This window comes from Streptomyces sp. NPDC093591, assembly GCF_044764885.1.
Lineage (GTDB): Bacteria > Actinomycetota > Actinomycetes > Streptomycetales > Streptomycetaceae > Streptomyces.
This window is the reverse complement of the sequence record NZ_JBIWIY010000005.1, coordinates 375,699-394,674: the sequence shown is the minus strand read 5'-3', so window position 1 is coordinate 394,674 and position 18,976 is coordinate 375,699. Positions and strand designations below refer to the sequence as shown.

General features: G+C 69.4%; 18 protein-coding genes and 2 pseudogenes. 9 read left to right on the top strand and 11 right to left on the bottom strand.

Annotated elements, in window-relative coordinates; all coding sequences use genetic code 11:
• Positions 1-334 precede the first annotated feature (334 nt).
• Together ACIREI_RS14065 and ACIREI_RS14060 are read left to right on the top strand one after the other, a co-directional pair.
• On the top strand, positions 335-1,402 hold the full coding sequence (locus ACIREI_RS14065) for a hypothetical protein (RefSeq protein ID WP_403331875.1): 1,068 nt from the start codon (positions 335-337) through the stop codon (positions 1,400-1,402).
• A gap of 188 nt (positions 1,403-1,590) precedes the next feature.
• Positions 1,591-1,734 (top strand): hypothetical protein, encoded by a 144-nt coding sequence (locus ACIREI_RS14060; RefSeq protein WP_403331872.1) that lies wholly within the window; start codon positions 1,591-1,593, stop codon positions 1,732-1,734.
• Positions 1,735-1,799: 65 nt separating this feature from the next.
• Here ACIREI_RS14060 and ACIREI_RS14055 read toward each other — a convergent pair whose 3' ends face one another.
• Together ACIREI_RS14055 and ACIREI_RS14050 are read right to left on the bottom strand one after the other, a co-directional pair.
• Complete coding sequence (locus ACIREI_RS14055; RefSeq protein ID WP_403331869.1) at positions 1,800-2,294, bottom strand: NUDIX hydrolase; 495 nt, start codon at positions 2,292-2,294, stop codon at positions 1,800-1,802.
• A gap of 83 nt (positions 2,295-2,377) precedes the next feature.
• A complete protein-coding gene (locus ACIREI_RS14050) occupies positions 2,378-3,535 on the bottom strand; it encodes an acyl-CoA dehydrogenase (protein WP_403331866.1) in 1,158 nt (385 codons plus the stop codon).
• 200 nt (positions 3,536-3,735) lie between these two features.
• On the opposite strand from ACIREI_RS14050, the gene ACIREI_RS14045 reads away from it, so the two are divergent.
• Positions 3,736-5,079, top strand: coding sequence for a UDP-glucose dehydrogenase family protein (locus ACIREI_RS14045; RefSeq protein WP_403331864.1), 1,344 nt, complete (start codon positions 3,736-3,738; stop codon positions 5,077-5,079).
• A gap of 199 nt (positions 5,080-5,278) precedes the next feature.
• Here ACIREI_RS14045 and ACIREI_RS14040 read toward each other — a convergent pair whose 3' ends face one another.
• Positions 5,279-5,779: a CGNR zinc finger domain-containing protein gene (locus tag ACIREI_RS14040; RefSeq protein WP_403331862.1), complete on the bottom strand. Its 501-nt coding sequence runs from the start codon at positions 5,777-5,779 to the stop codon at positions 5,279-5,281.
• A 131-nt stretch (positions 5,780-5,910) separates the two neighbouring features.
• Between ACIREI_RS14040 and ACIREI_RS14035 the strand changes: the two genes are divergently transcribed.
• On the top strand, positions 5,911-6,270 hold the full coding sequence (locus ACIREI_RS14035) for a VOC family protein (protein WP_403331859.1): 360 nt from the start codon (positions 5,911-5,913) through the stop codon (positions 6,268-6,270).
• A 27-nt stretch (positions 6,271-6,297) separates the two neighbouring features.
• Entirely contained in the window at positions 6,298-6,684 is a 387-nt protein-coding gene (locus tag ACIREI_RS14030) for a VOC family protein (protein WP_403331856.1), read from the top strand.
• 141 nt (positions 6,685-6,825) lie between these two features.
• Here the strand turns inward: ACIREI_RS14030 and ACIREI_RS14025 are convergent, their stop codons facing one another.
• Complete coding sequence (locus ACIREI_RS14025; RefSeq protein ID WP_403331853.1) at positions 6,826-7,185, bottom strand: MerR family transcriptional regulator; 360 nt, start codon at positions 7,183-7,185, stop codon at positions 6,826-6,828.
• A gap of 62 nt (positions 7,186-7,247) precedes the next feature.
• On the opposite strand from ACIREI_RS14025, the gene ACIREI_RS14020 reads away from it, so the two are divergent.
• Entirely contained in the window at positions 7,248-8,390 is a 1,143-nt protein-coding gene (locus tag ACIREI_RS14020) for an alkene reductase (protein WP_403331850.1), read from the top strand.
• Here ACIREI_RS14020 and ACIREI_RS14015 read toward each other — a convergent pair.
• Together ACIREI_RS14015 and purE are read right to left on the bottom strand one after the other, a co-directional pair.
• Positions 8,339-9,529, bottom strand: coding sequence for a dipeptidase (locus ACIREI_RS14015; RefSeq protein WP_403331846.1), 1,191 nt, complete (start codon positions 9,527-9,529; stop codon positions 8,339-8,341). The genes ACIREI_RS14020 and ACIREI_RS14015 overlap by 52 nt on opposite strands.
• A gap of 5 nt (positions 9,530-9,534) precedes the next feature.
• Positions 9,535-10,062 (bottom strand): 5-(carboxyamino)imidazole ribonucleotide mutase, encoded by a 528-nt coding sequence (gene purE, locus ACIREI_RS14010; protein ID WP_403331844.1) that lies wholly within the window; start codon positions 10,060-10,062, stop codon positions 9,535-9,537.
• A gap of 133 nt (positions 10,063-10,195) precedes the next feature.
• Here purE and ACIREI_RS14005 point away from each other — a divergent pair.
• Positions 10,196-11,423: pseudogene (locus ACIREI_RS14005) on the top strand (RNA-guided endonuclease InsQ/TnpB family protein); the annotation flags it as partial.
• Here the strand turns inward: ACIREI_RS14005 and ACIREI_RS14000 are convergent.
• A complete protein-coding gene (locus ACIREI_RS14000) occupies positions 11,396-12,556 on the bottom strand; it encodes a 5-(carboxyamino)imidazole ribonucleotide synthase (protein ID WP_403331841.1) in 1,161 nt (386 codons plus the stop codon). The pseudogene ACIREI_RS14005 and the gene ACIREI_RS14000 overlap by 28 nt on opposite strands.
• A 175-nt stretch (positions 12,557-12,731) precedes the next feature.
• Between ACIREI_RS14000 and ACIREI_RS13995 the strand changes: the two genes are divergently transcribed.
• Positions 12,732-13,310 (top strand): GtrA family protein, encoded by a 579-nt coding sequence (locus ACIREI_RS13995; protein WP_403331839.1) that lies wholly within the window; start codon positions 12,732-12,734, stop codon positions 13,308-13,310.
• 229 nt (positions 13,311-13,539) lie between these two features.
• On the opposite strand, the gene ACIREI_RS13990 is transcribed toward ACIREI_RS13995, so the two are convergent.
• Together ACIREI_RS13990 and ACIREI_RS13985 are read right to left on the bottom strand one after the other, a co-directional pair.
• Positions 13,540-14,814 carry an ATP-binding protein gene (locus ACIREI_RS13990; protein WP_403331836.1) on the bottom strand — a complete coding sequence of 425 codons (1,275 nt, stop codon included), beginning with the start codon at positions 14,812-14,814 and terminating at the stop codon, positions 13,540-13,542.
• A 162-nt stretch (positions 14,815-14,976) separates the two neighbouring features.
• Positions 14,977-15,654 (bottom strand): response regulator transcription factor, encoded by a 678-nt coding sequence (locus tag ACIREI_RS13985; RefSeq protein ID WP_107905766.1) that lies wholly within the window; start codon positions 15,652-15,654, stop codon positions 14,977-14,979.
• Positions 15,655-16,134: 480 nt separating this feature from the next.
• Between ACIREI_RS13985 and ACIREI_RS13980 the strand changes: the two genes are divergently transcribed.
• Complete coding sequence (locus ACIREI_RS13980) at positions 16,135-17,640, top strand: peptide MFS transporter (RefSeq protein ID WP_403331832.1); 1,506 nt, start codon at positions 16,135-16,137, stop codon at positions 17,638-17,640.
• A gap of 77 nt (positions 17,641-17,717) precedes the next feature.
• Here ACIREI_RS13980 and ACIREI_RS13975 read toward each other — a convergent pair whose 3' ends face one another.
• Together ACIREI_RS13975 and ACIREI_RS13970 are read right to left on the bottom strand one after the other, a co-directional pair.
• Positions 17,718-18,008 carry a DUF397 domain-containing protein gene (locus tag ACIREI_RS13975; protein WP_403331829.1) on the bottom strand — a complete coding sequence of 97 codons (291 nt, stop codon included), beginning with the start codon at positions 18,006-18,008 and terminating at the stop codon, positions 17,718-17,720.
• Positions 17,996-18,831: pseudogene (locus ACIREI_RS13970) on the bottom strand (helix-turn-helix domain-containing protein). Before ACIREI_RS13970 ends, ACIREI_RS13975 begins: the two are co-directional and overlap by 13 nt.
• Positions 18,832-18,976 lie beyond the last annotated feature (145 nt).

Genomic DNA, 18,976 nt, shown 5'->3' with positions numbered 1-18,976 from the left:
ACCCGCTCGTCTCGAACCAGAGCAGCTTCCGGCCCGGCGGTCGCAGGGCTCGCCCCCAGCCACACCCCCGCCCCGACAGTCGGCGTATTCCCGTACGAGTCCAAGACCTCGACGCCCAGACGCACGGTCCTACGTGCGCCCCGATCCGGCCATCCTGAACAGCTCCTTCGGCGACTTCCCCGCCCAGGCCGAGCACGGACTTGTGTCCGCCGACGCGAAATCCGCGTGGAGCTCGCCGCCACCAGAGTGATCTGCATCACAGCGGCAAGATTCTTTGCCCGAATGGGCTGCCCCCGCCCCTGAGGAGTAGGACAACCCCTTCAGGGAGGACAGCATGGAATCCAGGCCCCAGGAGTGGGCAGAGCACGAGACCCGCCCTGCGGTCTTGTTCGTGGACGCATGCTCCGCGTGCGGAGCAGACCTCGAGTTCAAGCCGCTCGTCGCGCCCCGGGTCATCGCGGTGCCGGACACCGACGACTTGAAGCGCGACGTTCGAGATGACGAAGCCGCCATCTTCTACCTGCGCTGTCACGGCGCAGCCGATGTCCCGTCCGAGGCCGCGGGAGCATTCGCACGGGACTTCTTCGAGCACCACCTCACCGGTCCCACGGCGCCGCCCGTGGTGAAGCTTCAGGAACTGCTGCGCGCGTATCCGCGGCCTCGCTCGTTGACGACGATGTCCTCGTACGACATCTACGACCCCGTGGTGGCGCCGATCGCGATGACCGTGCCGGTGCCGGTCAGGACGAGCGAGGCGTACCGGGCGGCGATCGCAGCCGCGCGCGACTGGCTTGACGGGGACAAGACGGCGCCGGCTCGGTTCGCCGGGCAATGGCTCGGGATGTCTCCAAGGAACGCCGACTTCTCCGCCGAGGCAGTCGCCACCGCGTTGATGGAGGACTGGTGGACCACGGCCAAGACGTGGAGCGGCGACGCGGTCCTCAAGGAGATCAAGCGCCGCACCCAAGCGGCCCGCCTGGCCCTGCGGCCACTGTGGGAGCGCCAGACCAACGGCGAGACGGTCATGCTGCTCAGTCACCGCATCGGCGGCGAGGACGGCCCGCTGACAATGGCGGACGTGGTCCCGGACCCGGCCGGGTCGGCCGAGGAACAGGCGCTGGCTGCCTTGCCCTGTCTCGACGATCCATGCATCTCCGTGGTCTTCGCCGGCCTGACCGACGACGAGGCCAGGGTGGCCACCGAGTACGCCATGGATGCGGACATCGACTGGGTGCAGGCCGCACTGCGCGCAGAGGCACCCGAACACTTCGGTAGGAGGGTAAAAAAGAAGCTCGCCCGGCTCGGCAGGCTGCACCGGGAGCGAGCGCGCAGTGCCGCCGCGACCGCCAGAGCCCCACGCTGCCCCCACGCCCTGCCAGTTGAGAACGGAGGCCAGCAGTGAGCGGCCCTACAGACCGTCGCCCTGGGACTCTGCGGGCCGAACTGAACGCCGCCGAGCGGGACCGTGAGCAGACCCGGACGGCCGCCAGGAGGGCCAGGCGTCATCATCGACGCCTTCGCCGCCGGCACCGCCGAGCCACCGCACGGCTGCGGCTTCGCCACGCGGCTCGACGGACCCGCGTGGTCCTGATGTGCGGCTTCGCGACGTGCGCCCTGGTGTTCTTCGTGCTGGGCGTCAACCTGTACTTCACCGGCCAGCCGGGCAGCGGTGACTGCTTCAGGGGCGCGGGAGCGGCCGCGGCGGTCACCGCGGTGTTCCGCCGCCGCTCCTGAGAGCCGCGCCATACGAAAGGGCCTGCTGCTTCGGAAGCGGGCCCTCTCGAGTGTGATCCCTGGGTTCACAGGCCAAGCCGCACTGGTCCGGCTGGAACACCAGAAGTGATCAACGCGGTCAAAGGAGTTGTGAGGTCGCGGGGGGAAAACAAGTCGGGACCGGTATAAGAAGCGACGTCGCGCGGATGCCACCACCGCAGACCGCTGATGTTCTCCGCGGCGAGCTGAGCGTCGGACAGGGTGCCGCGCGGAGTGAACGTGGCGGTGCGTACGAGGAAGTAGTCGTTGATGACACCGTCGTAGCCCGCGGCATGACCAGGGGCCACGACTTCCTGGTGCCAGACGTGCGGCGGATCGGTGCCGACGGCAAGACCGACCTCTTCGCGCAGTTCGCGGCGCAGCGCGGCAAGCGGCGTCTCACCCGGCTCGATCCCGCCACCGGGAGCTGCCCACACCACCGTCCCCGCCGGCTCTGGAATGGCGAACCTGCAGAGCAGGATGCGGTTGTCCTCGTCGAGGACGACCGCGCGGACTGAATGGCGCAGGTTCACGGACGGCATTCCGACACGCTAGTCGTCGGCCGCCGCTCAACGCCCGAGAAAAAGCCCCGGCCTGGCCGGGCCGGGGCTTCCTCCGTTGCTGGTTACGGCAGGTTCCGCGCCATCACGATGCGCTGGACCTGGTTCGTGCCCTCGTAGATCTGCGTGATCTTGGCGTCACGCATCATGCGCTCCACCGGGTAGTCACGGGTGTAGCCGTAGCCGCCCAGCAGCTGGACGGCGTCCGTGGTGACCTCCATCGCCACGTCCGAGGCGAAGCACTTGGCGGCGGCGCCCAGGTAGGTGAGGTCGGCGTCGCCGCGCTCGGAGGCGGCGGCGGCCTGGTAGGTCAGGGCGCGGGCGGCCGAGATCTTCATGGCCATGTCGGCGAGCATGAACTGGATGCCCTGGAAGTCCGCGATCGCCTTGCCGAACTGCTTGCGCTCCTGCACGTAGCCCTTGGCGTAGTCCAGGGCGCCCTGGGCGATTCCCAGCGCCTGCGCGGCGATCGTGATGCGGGTGTGGTCCAGCGTCTTCATCGCCGTGGCGAAGCCGGTGCCCTCCTCGCCGATCATGCGGTCCGCCGGGATGCGCACGTTGTCCAGGTAGACCTCGCGGGTCGGCGAGCCCTTGATGCCGAGCTTCTTCTCGGGGGCTCCGAAGGAGACGCCCTCGTCCGACTTCTCGACGACGAAGGCCGATATGCCCTTGGAGCGCTTGGTGGGGTCGGTGACCGCCATCACCGTGTAGTACTCGGAGACGCCGGCGTTGGTGATCCAGCGCTTCACGCCGTTCAGGACGTAGTGGTCGCCGTCGCGGACCGCCTTCGTCTTCATGCCGGCGGCGTCGGAACCCGCGTCCGGCTCGGAGAGGCAGTACGAGAACATGCCGTCGCCCTTGGCAAGCGGGGTCATGTACCGCTTCTTGAGGTCCTCGGAGCCGGAGAGGATCACCGGGAGCGAGCCCAGCTTGTTCACCGCGGGGATGAGGGAGGAGGACGCGCAGACGCGGGACACCTCCTCGATCACGATCACCGTGGCGAGGGCGTCCGCACCGGCGCCGCCGTACTCCTCGGGCACGTGCACCGCGTGCAGGTCGTTCGCGACCAGGGCGTCCAGCGCCTCCTGCGGGAAGCGGGCCTCCTCGTCCACCGCGGCGGCGTGCGGCGCGATCTTCGCCTCGGCCAGCGAGCGGATCGCGTCGCGGAGCATGTCGTGCTCCTCGGACGGGCGGTACAGGTCGAAGTCAGCCGATCCGGCCAAGGTCTCTCACGCTCCAAGGACGCTGTGTGGTCTAAGTGCGATGCTGGCGCTAATTACCGTTAAGTAACTCAAATTTTAGGGGGCCGCTCACGGGAGTGATACGTGAGCTTGGCGACAGCGGGAAAGTTGCCCGTCGAACGGCCCGACTATGCTCGGGCCCGCATCACCGCCGGACTTGTCGTAGACCTCTGGAGTACCCCATGGCCCTCAAGATCACCGTGATCGGCACCGGTTATCTCGGCGCGACCCACGCCGCGGCCATGGCCGAGCTCGGCTTCGAGGTGCTGGGGCTCGATGTCGTGCCGGAGAAGATCGAGATGCTGCGGCGCGGCGAGGTCCCGATGTACGAGCCGGGACTGGAGGAGCTGCTGCGCAAGCACGTGGCCGGGATCGAGGGGTCGACCGGGCGGCTGCGGTTCACGATGGACTGGGCCGAGGTCGGGGCGTTCGGCGATGTGCACTTCGTCTGCGTGAACACGCCTCAGCGGCACGGTGAGTACGCCTGCGACATGTCGTACGTGGACCGCGCCTTCGAACTGCTCGCCCCGCACCTCACCGGCCCCGCCCTCGTCGTCGGCAAGTCCACCGTCCCCGTCGGCTCCGCCGACCGCCTCGCCGCCTACCTCGCCGCGCACGCACCGGCGGGCGAGGACGCCGAGCTGGCCTGGAACCCGGAGTTCCTGCGGGAGGGCTTCGCCGTCGAGGACACCCTGCACCCGGACCGGATCGTGGTCGGCGTGCGCAGCGAGCGGGCCGAGAAGCTGCTGCGCGAGGTGTACGCCACGCCGATCGCCGCCGACTCCCCCTTCGTCGTCACCGACTTCCCCACCGCCGAGCTGGTCAAGACGTCCGCCAACTCCTTCCTCGCCACCAAGATCTCCTTCATCAACGCGATGGCGGAGGTGTGCGAGGCCGCCGACGGCGATGTCGCCAAGCTCGCCGAGGCCATCGGCTACGACGACCGGATCGGCAAGAAGTTCCTGCGGGCCGGGATCGGCTTCGGCGGTGGCTGCCTGCCCAAGGACATCCGCGCCTTCATGGCCCGGGCCGGTGAGCTGGGCGCCGACCAGGCGCTGACCTTCCTGCGCGAGATCGACTCGATCAACATGCGCCAGCGCGGCCAGATGGTCGAGCTCGCCCGACAGGCGCTGGGCGGCGGGCCCTTCCTCGGCAAGCGGGTCGCCGTGCTCGGCGCCACCTTCAAGCCCGACTCCGACGACGTCCGGGACTCGCCCGCGCTGAACGTCGCCGGGCAGATCCACCTCCAGGGCGGCCAGGTCACGGTGTACGACCCCAAGGGCATGGACAACGCCCGCCGCCTCTTCCCGACCCTCGGCTACGCCGACAGCGCGATCGAGGCCGTACGGGGCGCCGACGTCGTACTGCACCTGACGGAATGGCGGGAGTTCCGCGAGCTGGACCCGGCGGCGCTCGGCGAGGTCGCGGCGGCCCGGGTCGTGCTGGACGGGCGCAACGCCCTCGACCCGGAGCTGTGGCGGAAGGCCGGCTGGACGTACCGGGCGATGGGGCGACCGACGGCCTGAGGCGTCGACACCGCACCCCGCAGTCGCACAGGACGCCGGTCCGGCCGAGGCTCAGTCGGCCGGACCGGCGCTTGGCACATTCTCCCCGTCACCGCCGCCCTTCCGGAACCGCTTTCCGAGGAGACCGGGATGACACCGGTCACCCTTTCCGTCGGGCCCGGGAGGAGTGTCCGAGACGCAGAGGCAGGCCCGGTGGGCGCTATCTGGCCCGGTACCGTCGCATCTTCGCCCGCGCCCCGCACACCTGCATCGAGCACCAACGGCCGCGGCCCGCCGGACTGCGGTCGTAGTACGCCCAGTGGCAGTCGACCGCCTCGCAGGCCTTCAGCCTGCTCCACGTGCCCTCGACGAGGGCCTGGGCGATCGCCGCCGCCACCCGGGAGAGCAGCGGGCCCTCGTCGGCGGGGGCCAGGCCGGCCGAGCCGTCGGCGGCGTCGACGGTGACGAGCAGCGGGCTCGCCGTCAGCAGGTCGCCCAGCGGGGTCGCCGCGCGGTGCGGCGGATGGCCGGCGTGTGCGAGGAGGGCCACCCGCAGGGACTCCCGCAGCTCCCGCGCCCCCGGTATGTCCTCCTCGGCCAGCCCGAAGCGCGCCCGGCCCTCCGCGGTGTCCAGCGAGTCGGCGCCCGACTCGATGTCCAGCGTGTTGACCAGGGACTGGACCAGTGCCAGGCCCCCGGGCGCGGGCGATCTCTCACTCATGGCTGAACGCTATCCCTCGCTCTCTCGCTCCCCGAACCCCCTTGCGACGTTACCGCCAATACGGGAGCATGGGGTAACTGCGTTACCTGTTGAGACCAAATACAGGTAACCAAGGACTCGAGGAGGAAGCCATGGCCATCGCCGAACTGGGCGCCGTCGTCCTGGACTGTCCCGACCCCCGTGCCCTCGCCGACTTCTACGCGCGCGTGCTCGGCGGAAGCATCGAGGGCGACGAGGACTGGGTGGACCTGAAGGTCCCCGGCGGGCGGTCGCTGGCCTTCCAGGCGGCCCCCGGCTTCGTACCGCCGAAGTGGCCGGCGCCCGATCACTCGCAGCAGTTCCATCTGGACCTGACCGTCGAGGACCTGGACGCGGCCGAGAAGGGCGTGCTGGCGCTGGGCGCGAAGCCGCTGGACGTCGAGGACCGATCGCGGACCTTCCGGGTTTACGCGGATCCGGCCGGGCACCCGTTCTGTCTGTGCGCCTGCTGACCAAACCCTGACCGCCGGGAGGAACCCATGGCCGCCGTGGCACGTCTGCGCAACGTCGTCATCGACTGCCCCGACCCGCGCGCCCTCGCCGAGTTCTACGCGCGGGTGGGCGGCGGTACGCCCGAAGTCCAGGCCGACGACTGGGTCGTCCTGCAGATCCCGGACGGGCCACGGCTCGCCTTCCAGACGGCGCCCGGGTACACCCCGCCGGACTGGCCGCGGGCCGACCACGACTCGCAGCAGTTCCACCTCGACTTCGACGCGGGGTCCACCTGGGAGGAGGTCGACGCGGCCGAGAAGAAGGTGCTGGAGCTGGGCGCTCGCTTGCTGCACGCCGCCGACAAGGAGGACTGGCGGGTCTACGCCGACCCGGCGGGGCACCCGTTCTGCCTCTGCCGGATCGAGCATCCGTGACCGAGCAGGAGACCTCGGTGAGGTCCCGCGGGTGGGCGGCGAGCAGGGCGTGAGCGCGGCCGAAGAGGCCGACGGCGACTTCGCCCGGGGCGGCGACGGGTCCGTCCGACTTCTCGACGGAGGGCCGTACGGCGCGTGCGGTCAGCGCTCGCGCGCCGCCTCGATCACCTCGTCCAGGGTCTCCCGGGAGCGGACGAGGTCGGCGATCATGCGGTCGATGCGGTCGCGCTCGGCGGTGAGGTCCTCGACCAGCCGAGGCGTGGCGACGACGGAGGGTCCGCCGTCGGCGTCCCGCATGCAGGGCAGCAACTGCGCGATCCGGCTGCTGTGCAGCCCCGCGGCGAACAGCTCCTGGATCCGGACGACCCGGTCGACGGCCGCCTCCGGATAGTCGCGGTGGCCACCGGGCGTACGGTCGGCTCGCAGCAGGCCCTGGGTCTCGTAGTAGCGCAGGGAGCGCTCGCTCACCTGGGTACGCCGGGCCAGTTCACCGATCCGCATGGCGGCCACCCCCGGATTTCGGGCTTGAATCTGACATCAATGTCAAGTTCTACCGTACGGCCATGACACGGACAACGGACTTCCTCGCCCCCGCCCGCCTCGGCTCCCTGCGCCTCCCGAACCACCTGGTCATGGCCCCGCTCACCCGCAACCGCGCCGCGGCGGACGGCACTCCGACCCCGCTCATGGCGACGTACTACGCCCAACGCGCCTCGGCGGGCCTGATCATCGCCGAGGCCTCGACACCGAACGCGGTCGGACAGACGTATCCGAACATCACCGCGATCCACAACGCCTCCCACGTGGCCGGCTGGCGGCGCGTCACCGACGCCGTGCGGGCCGCCGGAGGGGGGCCGATGTTCCTTCAGCTCCAGCACGGCGGCCGCGTCGGCCATCCGGAGACCAGCGGGCTGACCCCCGTCGCGCCCTCGCCGGTCCCCCTCCCGGAGACGATCTTCACACCCGGCGGGCACCGGCCCGCGGTCGTCCCCCGGGAGATGTCCCCCGACGACATCCGCGCCACCGTCGCCGACTTCGCGGCCGCCGCCCGCAACGCGGTCGAGGCCGGGTTCGAGGGCGTGGAGGTGCACTCCGCCAACGGCCATCTCCTCCACCAGTTCCTCGCCGGCAACACCAATCGCCGTACGGACGCCTACGGCGGTTCGGTGGCCGGTCGGACCCGCTTCGTGCGGGAGGTGGTGGAGGCCGTCGCCGCCGCCGTCGGGGCGGAGCGGGTGGGAGTGCGGATCTCCCCCGGGAGCACCGTCAACGGCGTCGAGGAGAGCGACACGGAGGTGATCCACCCGGCGCTCGCCGAGGCGCTCGGCGGACTGGGGCTCGCGTATCTGCATCTCGTGCACGCCGACCCGGACGCGCCGCTGTTCCAGCGGATCCGCGCCTCCTGGCCGGGAGCCCTGATCGCCAACCCCGTCCTGACGGACCTCTCCACCCAGGCCGTGCGCCACGCGTCCGAGCACCTGCTCGCCGCCGGTGCCGATCTGATCGCCCTGGGACGCCCGTTCCTGGCCAATCCCGACCTGGTCGAGCGGCTGCGGCTCGGGGCGCCGCTCAACCCGGTGCGGGACCGGTACTTCATGTACGTGGGCGGGGGGACCGGCTACACCGATTACCCCGCCCTGTCCGACGGGACGGGTCAGCCGTCCAGTGACTCGATGGTCGCGTTGGACGGCCCCCGCGTCACCTGAAGGTCGCGCGCCACGTCCTCCGCCGCGCCCAGGACCCGTACCGCGTTCTGCCAGGTCAGCTTGGCCAGGTCGGGCTTCGACCAGCCGCGGTCCAGGAGTTCGGCGATGAGGTTGGGGTAGCCGGAGACGTCGTTCAGGCCGTCGGGGGTGAACGCCGTGCCGTCGTAGTCGCCGCCGATGCCGAGATGGTCGACGCCGACGACCTCGCGCATGTGATCCAGATGGTCCGCGACCGTGGACACCGTGGCGATCGGGCGCGGGTTGGCCTCCTCGAAGGCGCGGTGCACCTTCATCGCCTCGGCGGTGGTGTCGAGGTGGTGGAAGCCGTGGGCGCGCATGTTCTCGTCGGCCGCGGCCGTCCAGTCGACCGCCGCCTGGAGCACGAACTTCGGCACGAACGTCACCATCGCGACACCGCCGTTGCCGGGGAGGCGTTCCAGGACGTCGTCGGGGATGTTGCGCGGGTGGTCGCACACCGCGCGGGAGGAGGAGTGGGAGAAGATCACGGGGGCCGACGTGACGTCCAGCGCGTCACGCATCGTCGTCGCCGCCACGTGCGAGAGGTCGACGAGCATGCCCTCGCGGTTCATCTCCCGGACCACCTCACGGCCGAAGGCGGTCAGGCCGCCCACCGCCGGCTCGTCCGTCGCCGAGTCGGCCCACGCGATGTTGTCGTTGTGGGTGAGGGTCATGTAGCGGACGCCGAGCGCGTACAACGCCCGCAGCGTGGCGAGGGAGTCGGCGATCGAGTGGCCGCCCTCGGCGCCCATGAGGGAGGCAATACGGCCCTCCGCGCGGGCCGCCTCCATATCCGCCGCCGTCAGCGCGGGACGCAGGTCGCCCGGGTGGCGGGCCAGCAACTGCCGTACGCAGTCGACCTGTTCGAGAGTGGCGCTGACCGCCTTGTCGCCGGCGTAGTCCGAGCGGACGTACACCGACCAGAACTGCGCGCCCACGCCGCCCGCGCGCAGGCGCGGGATGTCGGTGTGCAGATGGGCGCCCTGGTCGGCGGCGATGTCGCGGGCGTCGAGGTCGTAGCGGACCTGTTCGCGCAGGGCCCAGGGGAGGTCGTTGTGGCCGTCGACGACTGGGAACTCCCGCAGGAGCTCCCGGGCCGCCTCCAACGACGCGGAGGTCATCGCCGTCACTTCCCCGAGCCGAAGCCGAAGCCGCTCGATCCCTCTACCTTGGCCCGCAGGCGCTTGCCCTTCTCGGTGGCCTGGTCGTTCAGGTCCTGCTGGAACTCACGCATGCGGACGAGCAGGTCCTCGTCGTGCGTGGCCAGGATGCGGGCCGCGAGCAGACCGGCGTTGCGGGCGCCGGCGACGGAGACGGTCGCGACCGGGACGCCGGCCGGCATCTGGACGATGGACAGGAGGCTGTCCATACCGTCGAGGTACTTCAGCGGCACCGGGACGCCGATGACCGGCAGCGGCGTGACCGAGGCGAGCATGCCGGGCAGGTGAGCGGCCCCGCCGGCCCCGGCGATGATCACCTTCAGGCCGCGCTCGGCCGCCTGCTCACCGTATGTGACCATCTCGCGCGGCATCCGGTGCGCGGAGACGACGTCGACCTCGTACTCGATCTCGAACTCGTCGAGGGCCTTGGCCGCCGCCTCCATGACGGGCCAGTCGGAGTCCGACCCCATGACGATGCCAACAACGGGGCTCATCTCATTCTCCTTGCGTACCTCCTCGGCCTCGGCCGAGTGGTTTGGGTGGGTACCCCGCGCATCTGCGGGAACAGTTCATCAGCATTGCCGCACAGCAAGATTCCCAGATCGCCGGACAGACTCACATCGGGGGGCATTCAAGTACCGCTTCTATCCGACTACGGAGCAGGCAGCCGAGATGTCGCGCACCTTCGGCTGTGTGCGCAAGGTCTACAACATGGCGCTCGACGCTCGATCTCGCGCGTGGATGCTGGAGCACCGCCGGGTCTCCTACGTGGAAACATCGACGATGCTCACGGAGTGGAAGAAGACCGAAGAGCACGGCTTTCTCGCACAGGTCTCGTCCGTCCCGCTGCAACAGTCGTTGCGGCATCTGCAGGCCGCCTACGCAGCGTTCTTCGACAAACGGGCCCGGCATCCTCGCTTCAAGTCGAAAAAGAGGTCGAAGGACTCTGCGGAGTACACCCGCTCCGCGTTCCGGTTCCGCGACGGCAAGCTCACATTGGCGAAGATGCGTGATCCGCTGGCCATCGTGTGGTCGCGGCCTCTTCCTGAAGGGGCTGAACCGTCCACGGTCACGGTCTCCAAAGACAAGGCAGGGCGTTGGTTCGTCTCCTTGCTCGTCGAAAGCGCCGTCAGCCCCGGACCGGTCACGAACAGGGCCGTGGGGCTCGACGCCGGCCTCACCAGTCTGATCACCCTGTCCACTGGGGAGAAGGTCACCAATCCGAAGTTCGAGCGCAGGGACCGGTCCCGCCTCGGAAAGGCTCAGCGAGAACTCTCTCGGAAAGCTCCCGACTCGAACAACCGGGAGAAGGCACGCGCCAAGGTGGCACGCGTTCATGCGCGGATCACCGACCGGCGCCGGGACTTCCTGCACAAGTTGACCACTCGTCTCGTTCGTGAAAACCAAACGATCGTGATCGAGGACCTGACCGTCCGCAGCCTGCTCGGCAACCGCACTCTCGCACGTGCGATCTCCGATGCCCCGTGGACGGAGTTGCGCTCCCTGTTGGAGTACAAATGCTCCTGGTATGGGCGCGAGCTGATCGCGATCGACCGCTTCTTCCCGTCGAGCAAGACCTGCTCCACGTGCGGCCTGATCCACGATGAGCTGCCCCTGAACGTCCGACGATGGACGTGCGAGGGCTGCGGCACCCAGCACGACCGGGACCACAACGCCGCGAAGACCATTCTGGCCGCCGGGCTGGCGGTGTCGGCCTGTGGAGCCGGTGTAAGACCCCAACGGAGCTCCTCCGGGCGGGCGGTCGGCGATGAAGCAGGAAGCGTCGTGGCGCTATGACACGCCCCTCCCGAAAGGGAGGGGCGGAGGTCAATCGGTGATCGTGCCTCTCAGGTAGCCGGCAGCGTGACGGGCGCGCTCCAGCACGTCGTCGAGGTCGTCGCCGTAGGTGTTGACATGACCGACCTTGCGGCCGGGCTTCACGTCCTTGCCGTACATGTGGATCTTGAGCTGGGGGTCGCGGGCCATGCAGTGCAGGTACGCGGAGTACATGTCGGGGTAGTCGCCGCCGAGGACGTTGACCATGACGGTCCACCTGGCGCGCGGGCGCGGGTCGCCGAGGGGGAGGTCGAGGACGGCGCGGACGTGGTTGGCGAACTGGCTGGTGATCGCGCCGTCCTGGGTCCAGTGGCCCGAGTTGTGCGGGCGCATCGCCAGTTCGTTGACGAGGATGCGGCCGTCGCGGGTCTGGAACAGCTCGACGGCGAGGTGGCCGACGACGCCGAGTTCCTTGGCGATGGTGAGGGCCATCTCCTCGGCCTTCAGGGCGAGGGTCTCGTCGAGCTCCGGGGCGGGGGCTATGACGGTGTCGCAGACGCCGTTGACCTGCCGGGACTCGACGACCGGGTAGGCGACGGCCTGGCCGTGCGGGGAGCGTACGACGTTCGCCGCGAGCTCCCGTACGAAGTCGACCTTCTCCTCGGCGAGGACCGGGACGCCGGCGCGGAACGGCTCGGCGGCCTCCTCGACGGAGTCGACGACCCAGACGCCCTTGCCGTCGTAGCCGCCGCGGACGGTCTTGAGGACGACGGGGAAGCCGTCGCCGTCGGCGCCCTGGGCAAGGCCCTCGGCCGCGAACGCGGCGACGTCCTGTGGGTCGCTCACGATCCGGTGCCGTGGGCACGGCACCCCGATCGCGTCGAGTCTGGCTCGCATCACCCCCTTGTCCTGGGCGTGCACGAGTGCCTCGGGGCCCGGGCGGACGGGGATGCCGTCCGCCTCCAGCGCCCTGAGGTGCTCGGTGGGTACGTGTTCGTGATCGAAGGTGATCACATCGCAGCCCCTCGCGAAGTCGCGCAGCGTGTCGAGGTCGCGATAGTCGCCGATGACGACATCGCCGACGACCTGCGCCGCGGAATCCTGAGGGGTGTCACTGAGGAGCTTGAACCTGATGCCCAGCGGGATGCCTGCCTCGTGTGTCATACGAGCGAGCTGGCCCCCGCCGACCATGCCGACTACCGGGAACGTCACGCCCCTAGGGTATCGGCCGCGTGAGGGCGACCCTCTTACCGGACTTTTCCGGGTCTCTTTCCGACCTGTGTCCCGACCTATGAGTTCGCCCACAGGCAATCGAGGAGGGGGGTGGTTAGCATGGCTGGGTTGACGAAACCGACCGAAAAACCGACCGACAGGAGCCTTCACGACCATGGGACGTGGTTCCTCGGGGCTTCATGCGGCGCCTCCAGTACCTCGCAGTGCGGTGCGGCAACGCTTTGACCGGCTGATGCGTGAGGTCGCCAAGTTCGGCGCGGTGGGCGGGGCGGGGCTGCTGGTCAATCTCCTCGTGTTCAACCTGGTGCGGCATGTGACCGACCTCCAGGTGGTGCGGGCCAGTGTCATCGCGACCGTCGTCGCGATCGTCTTCAACTACGTCGGGTTCCGCTACTTCACGTACCGGGATCGTGACAAGAGTCGGCGTACGAAGGAACTGGGGCTGTTCCTGCTGTTCAGCGTGGTCGGTCTCGTGATCGAGAACGGGGTGCTGTACGCGGCGACGTACGGCTTCGGGTGGGACAGTCCGCTGCAGAGCAACATCTTCAAGTTCCTCGGTATCGGTATCGCGACGCTGTTCCGGTTCTGGTCGTATCGGACGTGGGTGTTCCGGGCGCTTCCTGCGGAGCAGGGGCAGGGCCAGGAGCAGGAGTCGGCGGTGGCCGGCGCGGAATCGTTCCTGGAGCCTCGGCGGGGGGCCGAGAAGGCGCGCGTGCGGCAGCGGGTGGGCTGAGTTTCCTCGCCCCCGCCGCCCCTACCCGTCCCATCCTCAAGGGGCTCCGCCCCTTCGACCCCGCCAGGGGGCTCCGCCCCCTGGACCCCCGCTCCTCAAACGCCGGAGGGGCTGACGTACTCAGCCCGTCCGGCGTTTGAGGACAAGGCCCGTTCAGGGCCGAAGGGGGGGTCTGGGGGCGCAGCCCCCAGGGATGGGACGGGTAGGGGCGGCGGGGGCGAAACCTGTCCTACCTGACCGTCGGTCCCGAATTCTCCGCCTGCTTCTTCGGCGGCGGGGTGCGGGAGAGGAACAGGGCGAGTACCGGGGGGTTCGTCTGGAGCATCTCCAGGCGGCCGCCGTCGGCTTCGGCCAGGTCACGGGCAACCGCGAGCCCGATGCCGGTGGAGTTGCGGCCGCTGATCGCACGCTCGAAGATGCGGGCGCCCAGGTCCGCCGGGATGCCCGGCCCCTCGTCGGTGACCTCGATGACCGCCTGGTTGCCGGTGACGCGGGTGCGCAGCGCCACCGTGCCGCCGCCGTGCATGAGGGAGTTCTCGATCAGGGCCGCCAGGACCTGAGCGACCGCCCCCGGCGTGCCGACCGCCGTGAGGTGGCGCTTGCCCGAGCTGACGATCGCCCGCCCGGCGCTGCGGTACGCCGGTCGCCACTCCGCCAGCTGCTGCTGGATGACCTCGTCGAGGTCGAAGGTGACGGCGGAGCCGTTGCGCGGGTCGCGGGAGTTGGTCAGGAGGCGTTCGACCACGTCCGTGAGGCGCTCGACCTGTGTCAGGGCGATCGTCGCCTCCTCCTTCACCGTGGCGAGATCCTCGGTGAGGGTGATCTCCTCCAGGCGCATGGACAGTGCCGTGAGCGGCGTGCGCAGCTGGTGCGAGGCGTCCGCGGCGAGGCGGCGTTCCGCCGTCAGCATGCGGGCGATGCGCTCGGCGGAGGAGTCCAGCACGTCGGCCACGCGGTCCAGCTCATGGACGCCGTACCGCTTGTGACGGGGGCGGGGGTCGCCCGAGCCGAGACGTTCCGCCGTCTCCGCCAGGTCGGTGAGCGGGGAGGCGAGGCGGTTGGCCTGGCGGATGGCGAGCAGGACCGCCGCGATCACCGCCAGCAGCGCCACCGCCCCGATGATCAGCAACGTACGGCCGACCTCCCGCGTCACCGACGACCGCGGCTCCTGCACGGTGACCGTCTCGCCCTCCTCGCCGGTCTCCTTGGCGCTGATGACGTCACCGGTCGGCTTGGAGCCCACCTGGATCAGCGGCTTCCCCGGGATCCGGATCTCGGCGTAACGGTCCCCCTGGATCTGGTCCCGCAGCACCGCGGCGTCCACGGTCTCGTCCCCGAGCAGCCTGCTGTCCACGATGCTGACCAGCCGAACCGCCTCGGTGTCCACCCGCTCCTGGGCGGTGCTGGTGATCGTCCGGGTCTCGACGATGACGAGGGACACGCCGAAGACTGCGATGACGACGAGCACGACCGCGAGGGTCGACTGGATGAGACGGCGGCGCACAGGACGATCCTTCGGGCGAGTACTTCACGACGACCAGTAGGGCAACGCCCTGAAAAGGGGCGCGGGGCCGCGTCGATTTGCGGCTCCGCCGCGTGTGCGCGACCAGCCACAACGGCGCAGCAGTCGCGCACGCGGCGTAGCCCCACGGCGGTAGGGCGCCGCCTAACTCTTCTCGAACCGGAACCCCACACCCCGCACCGTGGCGATGTACCGAGGGTTCGCCGCATCGTCGCCGAGCTTCTTCCGCAGCCACGAGATGTGCATGTCGAGCGTCTTGGTCGACGACCACCAGGTCGTGTCCCAGACCTCCCGCATCAGCTGGTCCCGGGTCACCACCCGGCCCGCGTCGCGCACCAGCACCCGCAGCAGGTCGAACTCCTTGGCCGTGAGCTGGAGTTCCTCGTCGCCCATCCACGCCCGGTGCGACTCGACGTCGATCCGCACCCCGTGCGTGGCGGGCGGCTGCTGCGGCTCGGCGGCACCGCGCCGGAGCAGGGCCCGGACCCGCGCGAGCAGCTCGGCGAGCCGGAACGGCTTGGTGACGTAGTCGTCGGCGCCCGCGTCGAGGCCGACGACGGTGTCCACCTCGTCGGCGCGTGCGGTCAGGATGAGGACCGGCACGGTGTGGCCCTCGGCACGCAGTCGGCGGGCCACCTCCAGGCCGTCCATGCCGGGAAGACCGAGGTCCAGCACGACCAGGTCGATCCCGCCCTGCATTCCAGCGTCGAGCGCGGTGGGGCCGTCCTCCCGCACCTCGACCTCGTACCCTTCCCGGCGCAGTGCGCGGGCCAGCGGCTCCGAAATGGACGCGTCGTCCTCGGCGAGCAGTACACGGGTCATGAGCTGATGGTAGTCCGCTCAGGGCAAGAGCTGGGGTGTGATCGGGCGCCTTGATTCTTACCCCTCTCTGGCGCGTCTCTTACCTTCGACTGCTGTGGTACAGACCAGCACGTGAGAGGTGCGATCCTTTAAGGACCTTGGAAAGCGTGCCTACGGTTCCCTCGACACCTGTGATACCGGTCTCAAGTCCTTCCATTTCCGGCGGTGTCCTGACGTATGGTGAATCCACGCCTGTAGCACTGCGGGGACCTTCGGCTGCATTTGACGCTGAGGGTCTCTTTTGTGTCTGGAATGACCTGTGGCCGGGCCCTCAAGGACGGGGGCGTGGATCCCGGTGGCCGCCGTCCTCCGCTTCGTGACCCGGAGCGGAACTCCCCGTGGGCGTGGGGGTGGGCGACTGTGCCTCGCCGGTGCCGGCCGCCCCCCACCGGGCGCGTGACAGTCAACGTCGGTGCGCGTCCCGACCAGCAAGGATCGACCATGGCGTCCAGCCTGACGAAGGACTCGGCCCGCCCGGGCACCCCCGGCTCCGAGAAGACCTTCTTCGGCCACCCCCGCGGCCTGGCCACTCTCTTCATGACCGAGATGTGGGAGAGGTTCTCCTACTACGGCATGAAGGCGCTGCTCCCGCTGTACCTGGTGGCCGACAACGGCCTCAACCTCGACGGCGCGACCGCCATCACCATCGCCTCGGTGTACGTGTCACTCGTATACCTGCTCACGCTCCCCGGCGGCTGGGTCGCCGACCGCATCCTCGGCCCGCGCAAGACGGTCGCCCTGGCCGGCCTGGTCATCATGCTCGGCCACCTGACCCTGGCCCTGCCGTCGGCCGGCATCTTCTACGTCGGCCTCGCCCTCGTCGCGATCGGCTCGGGTCTGCTGAAGGCCAACATCTCCACGATGGTCGGCCATCTCTACGACGGCCCGAACGACCCGCGCCGCGACGGTGCCTTCACCGTCTTCTACATCGGCATCAACACGGGCGCCTTCGCCGCGCCGCTGATCATCGGCACCGTCGGCGAGAAGGTCAACTGGCACCTCGGCTTCGCGCTGGCCGCGCTCGGCATGGCACTGGGTCTGGCCCAGTTCCTGCTCGGCACCCGCCACCTGAGCGACCGCAGCGAGATCGTGCCGACCCCGATGGATGCCGACGAGAAGCGCAGCACGCTGCGCAAGGGCCTGCTGTGGCTGGCCGTCCCCATCGTGTTCTACGCCGTCGTCGGCATCTCCGGTCACTTCACGGAGGCCTGGGCCACGGTCCCGCTCACGGTCATCGGCCTGATCGTCCCGATCTGGGTCATCGCCCGCATCAAGCGGGACAAGGACCTGAACTCCACCGAGCAGTCGAAGGTCTCGGCGTACATCTACTTCTTCGTCGCCGCGGCCGTCTTCTGGATGATCTACGACCAGGGCGCCACGACCCTGTCGATCTTCGCCAAGAACTCGGGCGACAACTCCGTCTTCGGCTGGGAGTTCCCGGTCTCCTGGTACCAGTCGGTCAACCCGGTCCTGATCATGGCCATCGCGCCGCTCTTCGCCTGGCTGTGGGTGTGGCTGAACCGGCGCGGCAAGGAGCCGAGCACGGCCGTGAAGTTCGCCTCCGGTCTGCTGCTGGTCGGTGCGTCCTTCTTCGTGTTCCTCATCCCGCTCTCCATCGCCGGGGACGGCGAGAAGGCCGCGGCGATGTGGATCGTGGCGATCTACTTCGTCCAGACCCTCGGTGAGCTGACGCTGTCCCCGGTGGGTCTGTCGGTCACCACGAAGATGGCGCCGGCGAAGTACGCCTCCCAGATGATGGGCGTCTGGTTCCTCGCGGTCACCGCGGGCGACTCCGTCACCGCGCTCCTCTCCGACCCGGCCGTCGGCGGCGTCGACCTCAACAAGATGAGCTTCGTCGCCCTGGAGGCCACACTGGCCGTCCTCGCCGGTGTGGCGGTGTGGATGTACCGCAAGAAGGTCAAGGCGCTCATGGGCGACGTGCGGTAGCGCCTGCGGCTCGGCTGAACAGCCGGAGGCCGCCGCACTCACGTGAGTGCGGCGGCCTCCGGCGTTTTGCGGGTCAGTCAGTGCGGCAGCTCGTCACGGCGTACGGCCGTGACGAACGAGGCCCAGGCCGTCGCCGGGAGGATCAGGGCGGGGCCGTGGGGGTTCTTCGAGTCGCGGACGGGGACGACGGGGGCGGGGATGTTGTCGGCGACTTCGAGGCAATTACCGCCGTCGGGGTTGCTGTAGCTGCTCTTGCGCCACGAGGCCCCGGCCAGGAAGTCGTCCGAGACCTCGACGCACTCGCCGCCGTCCGAGTTGCTGTAGCTGCTCCTGCGCCACGTCACGCCGGTCAGGTCTATGGATCGCACGGTGCTTCCTCCAGCATCTGCCCGATGAACTTCAGCGACTCGGCCGGTGACAGCGCCAGGTCGCGCATCGAATCGTATGCGAGTTGCAACCGCCCAACTTGGCTTGCTTCCTCGATCAGTTCGCCCCGATAAGCGGTCTCCGTATAGGCAACGGTACGCCCGTCGGCCATCCGCAGGAACATCACGTGCGTGCCGTCCAGGCTGCACGGTCCGGCGCTGAACGGCAGCACCTGGATCGTGACCCTCGGATGCTCGGCGGCGGCCAGGAGGTGCTCCAGTTGCTCGCGCCACGCCGCCGAGTCTCGCAACGCCATGCGCAGCACCGCCTCGTACAGGATGGTGCGGAAGCGGGGGCCGTCGTCCCCCATCAGCAACTCTGCGCGACCGAGTCGCGCCTCTACCTGCTGGACGAGTGCATCTCCCCCGATATCGCCCGCCGCGAGGCCTCCGTCGCGTATCCCCTCGTCTGAAGCATGCCCGGCACTCGCGTGACGCCGAAGTGCCACAAACTCTCCGCCTCGGCCTCCAGCAGCATGTACCTGCGGTACTGCTCCTTGAACTGGGTCGGATCCCCCACCGCCAGTTCCCACAACGCCCACAGCAATCCCGGCGTCCCGTAGTACTCGTCCAGCGCCTGCGCCACCTCAGGGCTCCCCAGCGACTGCCCCCGCTCCAGTTTCCCCAGCGTCGACCAGTCCCAGCCCAACTCGTCGGCAAGCTTCCGCAGCGTGAGCCCTCTCCCCTCGCGCAGCCTCCGTACCTCCTCCGCGTACCTCCATCGCGGCTCATGGCTGCGAGTCGTCACCGTGCGTCGCTGCGGCACCCTGTCTCCCCCTCCGCCGAGCTGTGGATTTTGTGGAATTTGAGGTGCCAAGCGTGGAACTAGCGCGTCCCAGCAGGGTTTTCGCCTCCCCGACACGGCATGCTCGTATCCGGCACCTGAACACGCAGCGTAATCCAGCGAATGC

Excerpts from the sequence above, each read along its gene's own strand:
- ACIREI_RS14060 (WP_403331872.1), top strand. The coding sequence starts at position 1,591 with ATGTGCGGCTTCGCGACGTGCGCCCTGGTGTTCTTCGTGCTGGGCGTC.
- ACIREI_RS14055 (WP_403331869.1), bottom strand. The coding sequence starts at position 2,294 with ATGCCGTCCGTGAACCTGCGCCATTCAGTCCGCGCGGTCGTCCTCGAC.
- purE (WP_403331844.1), bottom strand. The coding sequence starts at position 10,062 with ATGAGCCCCGTTGTTGGCATCGTCATGGGGTCGGACTCCGACTGGCCC.
- ACIREI_RS14035 (WP_403331859.1), top strand. The coding sequence starts at position 5,911 with ATGGCCATCGCCGAACTGGGCGCCGTCGTCCTGGACTGTCCCGACCCC.
- ACIREI_RS14040 (WP_403331862.1), bottom strand. The coding sequence starts at position 5,779 with ATGAGTGAGAGATCGCCCGCGCCCGGGGGCCTGGCACTGGTCCAGTCC.
- ACIREI_RS14020 (WP_403331850.1), top strand. The coding sequence starts at position 7,248 with ATGACACGGACAACGGACTTCCTCGCCCCCGCCCGCCTCGGCTCCCTG.
- ACIREI_RS13995 (WP_403331839.1), top strand. The coding sequence starts at position 12,732 with ATGGGACGTGGTTCCTCGGGGCTTCATGCGGCGCCTCCAGTACCTCGC.
- ACIREI_RS14030 (WP_403331856.1), top strand. The coding sequence starts at position 6,298 with ATGGCCGCCGTGGCACGTCTGCGCAACGTCGTCATCGACTGCCCCGAC.
- ACIREI_RS13980 (WP_403331832.1), top strand. The coding sequence starts at position 16,135 with ATGGCGTCCAGCCTGACGAAGGACTCGGCCCGCCCGGGCACCCCCGGC.
- ACIREI_RS14015 (WP_403331846.1), bottom strand. The coding sequence starts at position 9,529 with ATGACCTCCGCGTCGTTGGAGGCGGCCCGGGAGCTCCTGCGGGAGTTC.
- ACIREI_RS14065 (WP_403331875.1), top strand. The coding sequence starts at position 335 with ATGGAATCCAGGCCCCAGGAGTGGGCAGAGCACGAGACCCGCCCTGCG.
- ACIREI_RS14025 (WP_403331853.1), bottom strand. The coding sequence starts at position 7,185 with ATGCGGATCGGTGAACTGGCCCGGCGTACCCAGGTGAGCGAGCGCTCC.
- ACIREI_RS14045 (WP_403331864.1), top strand. The coding sequence starts at position 3,736 with ATGGCCCTCAAGATCACCGTGATCGGCACCGGTTATCTCGGCGCGACC.
- ACIREI_RS13985 (WP_107905766.1), bottom strand. The coding sequence starts at position 15,654 with ATGACCCGTGTACTGCTCGCCGAGGACGACGCGTCCATTTCGGAGCCG.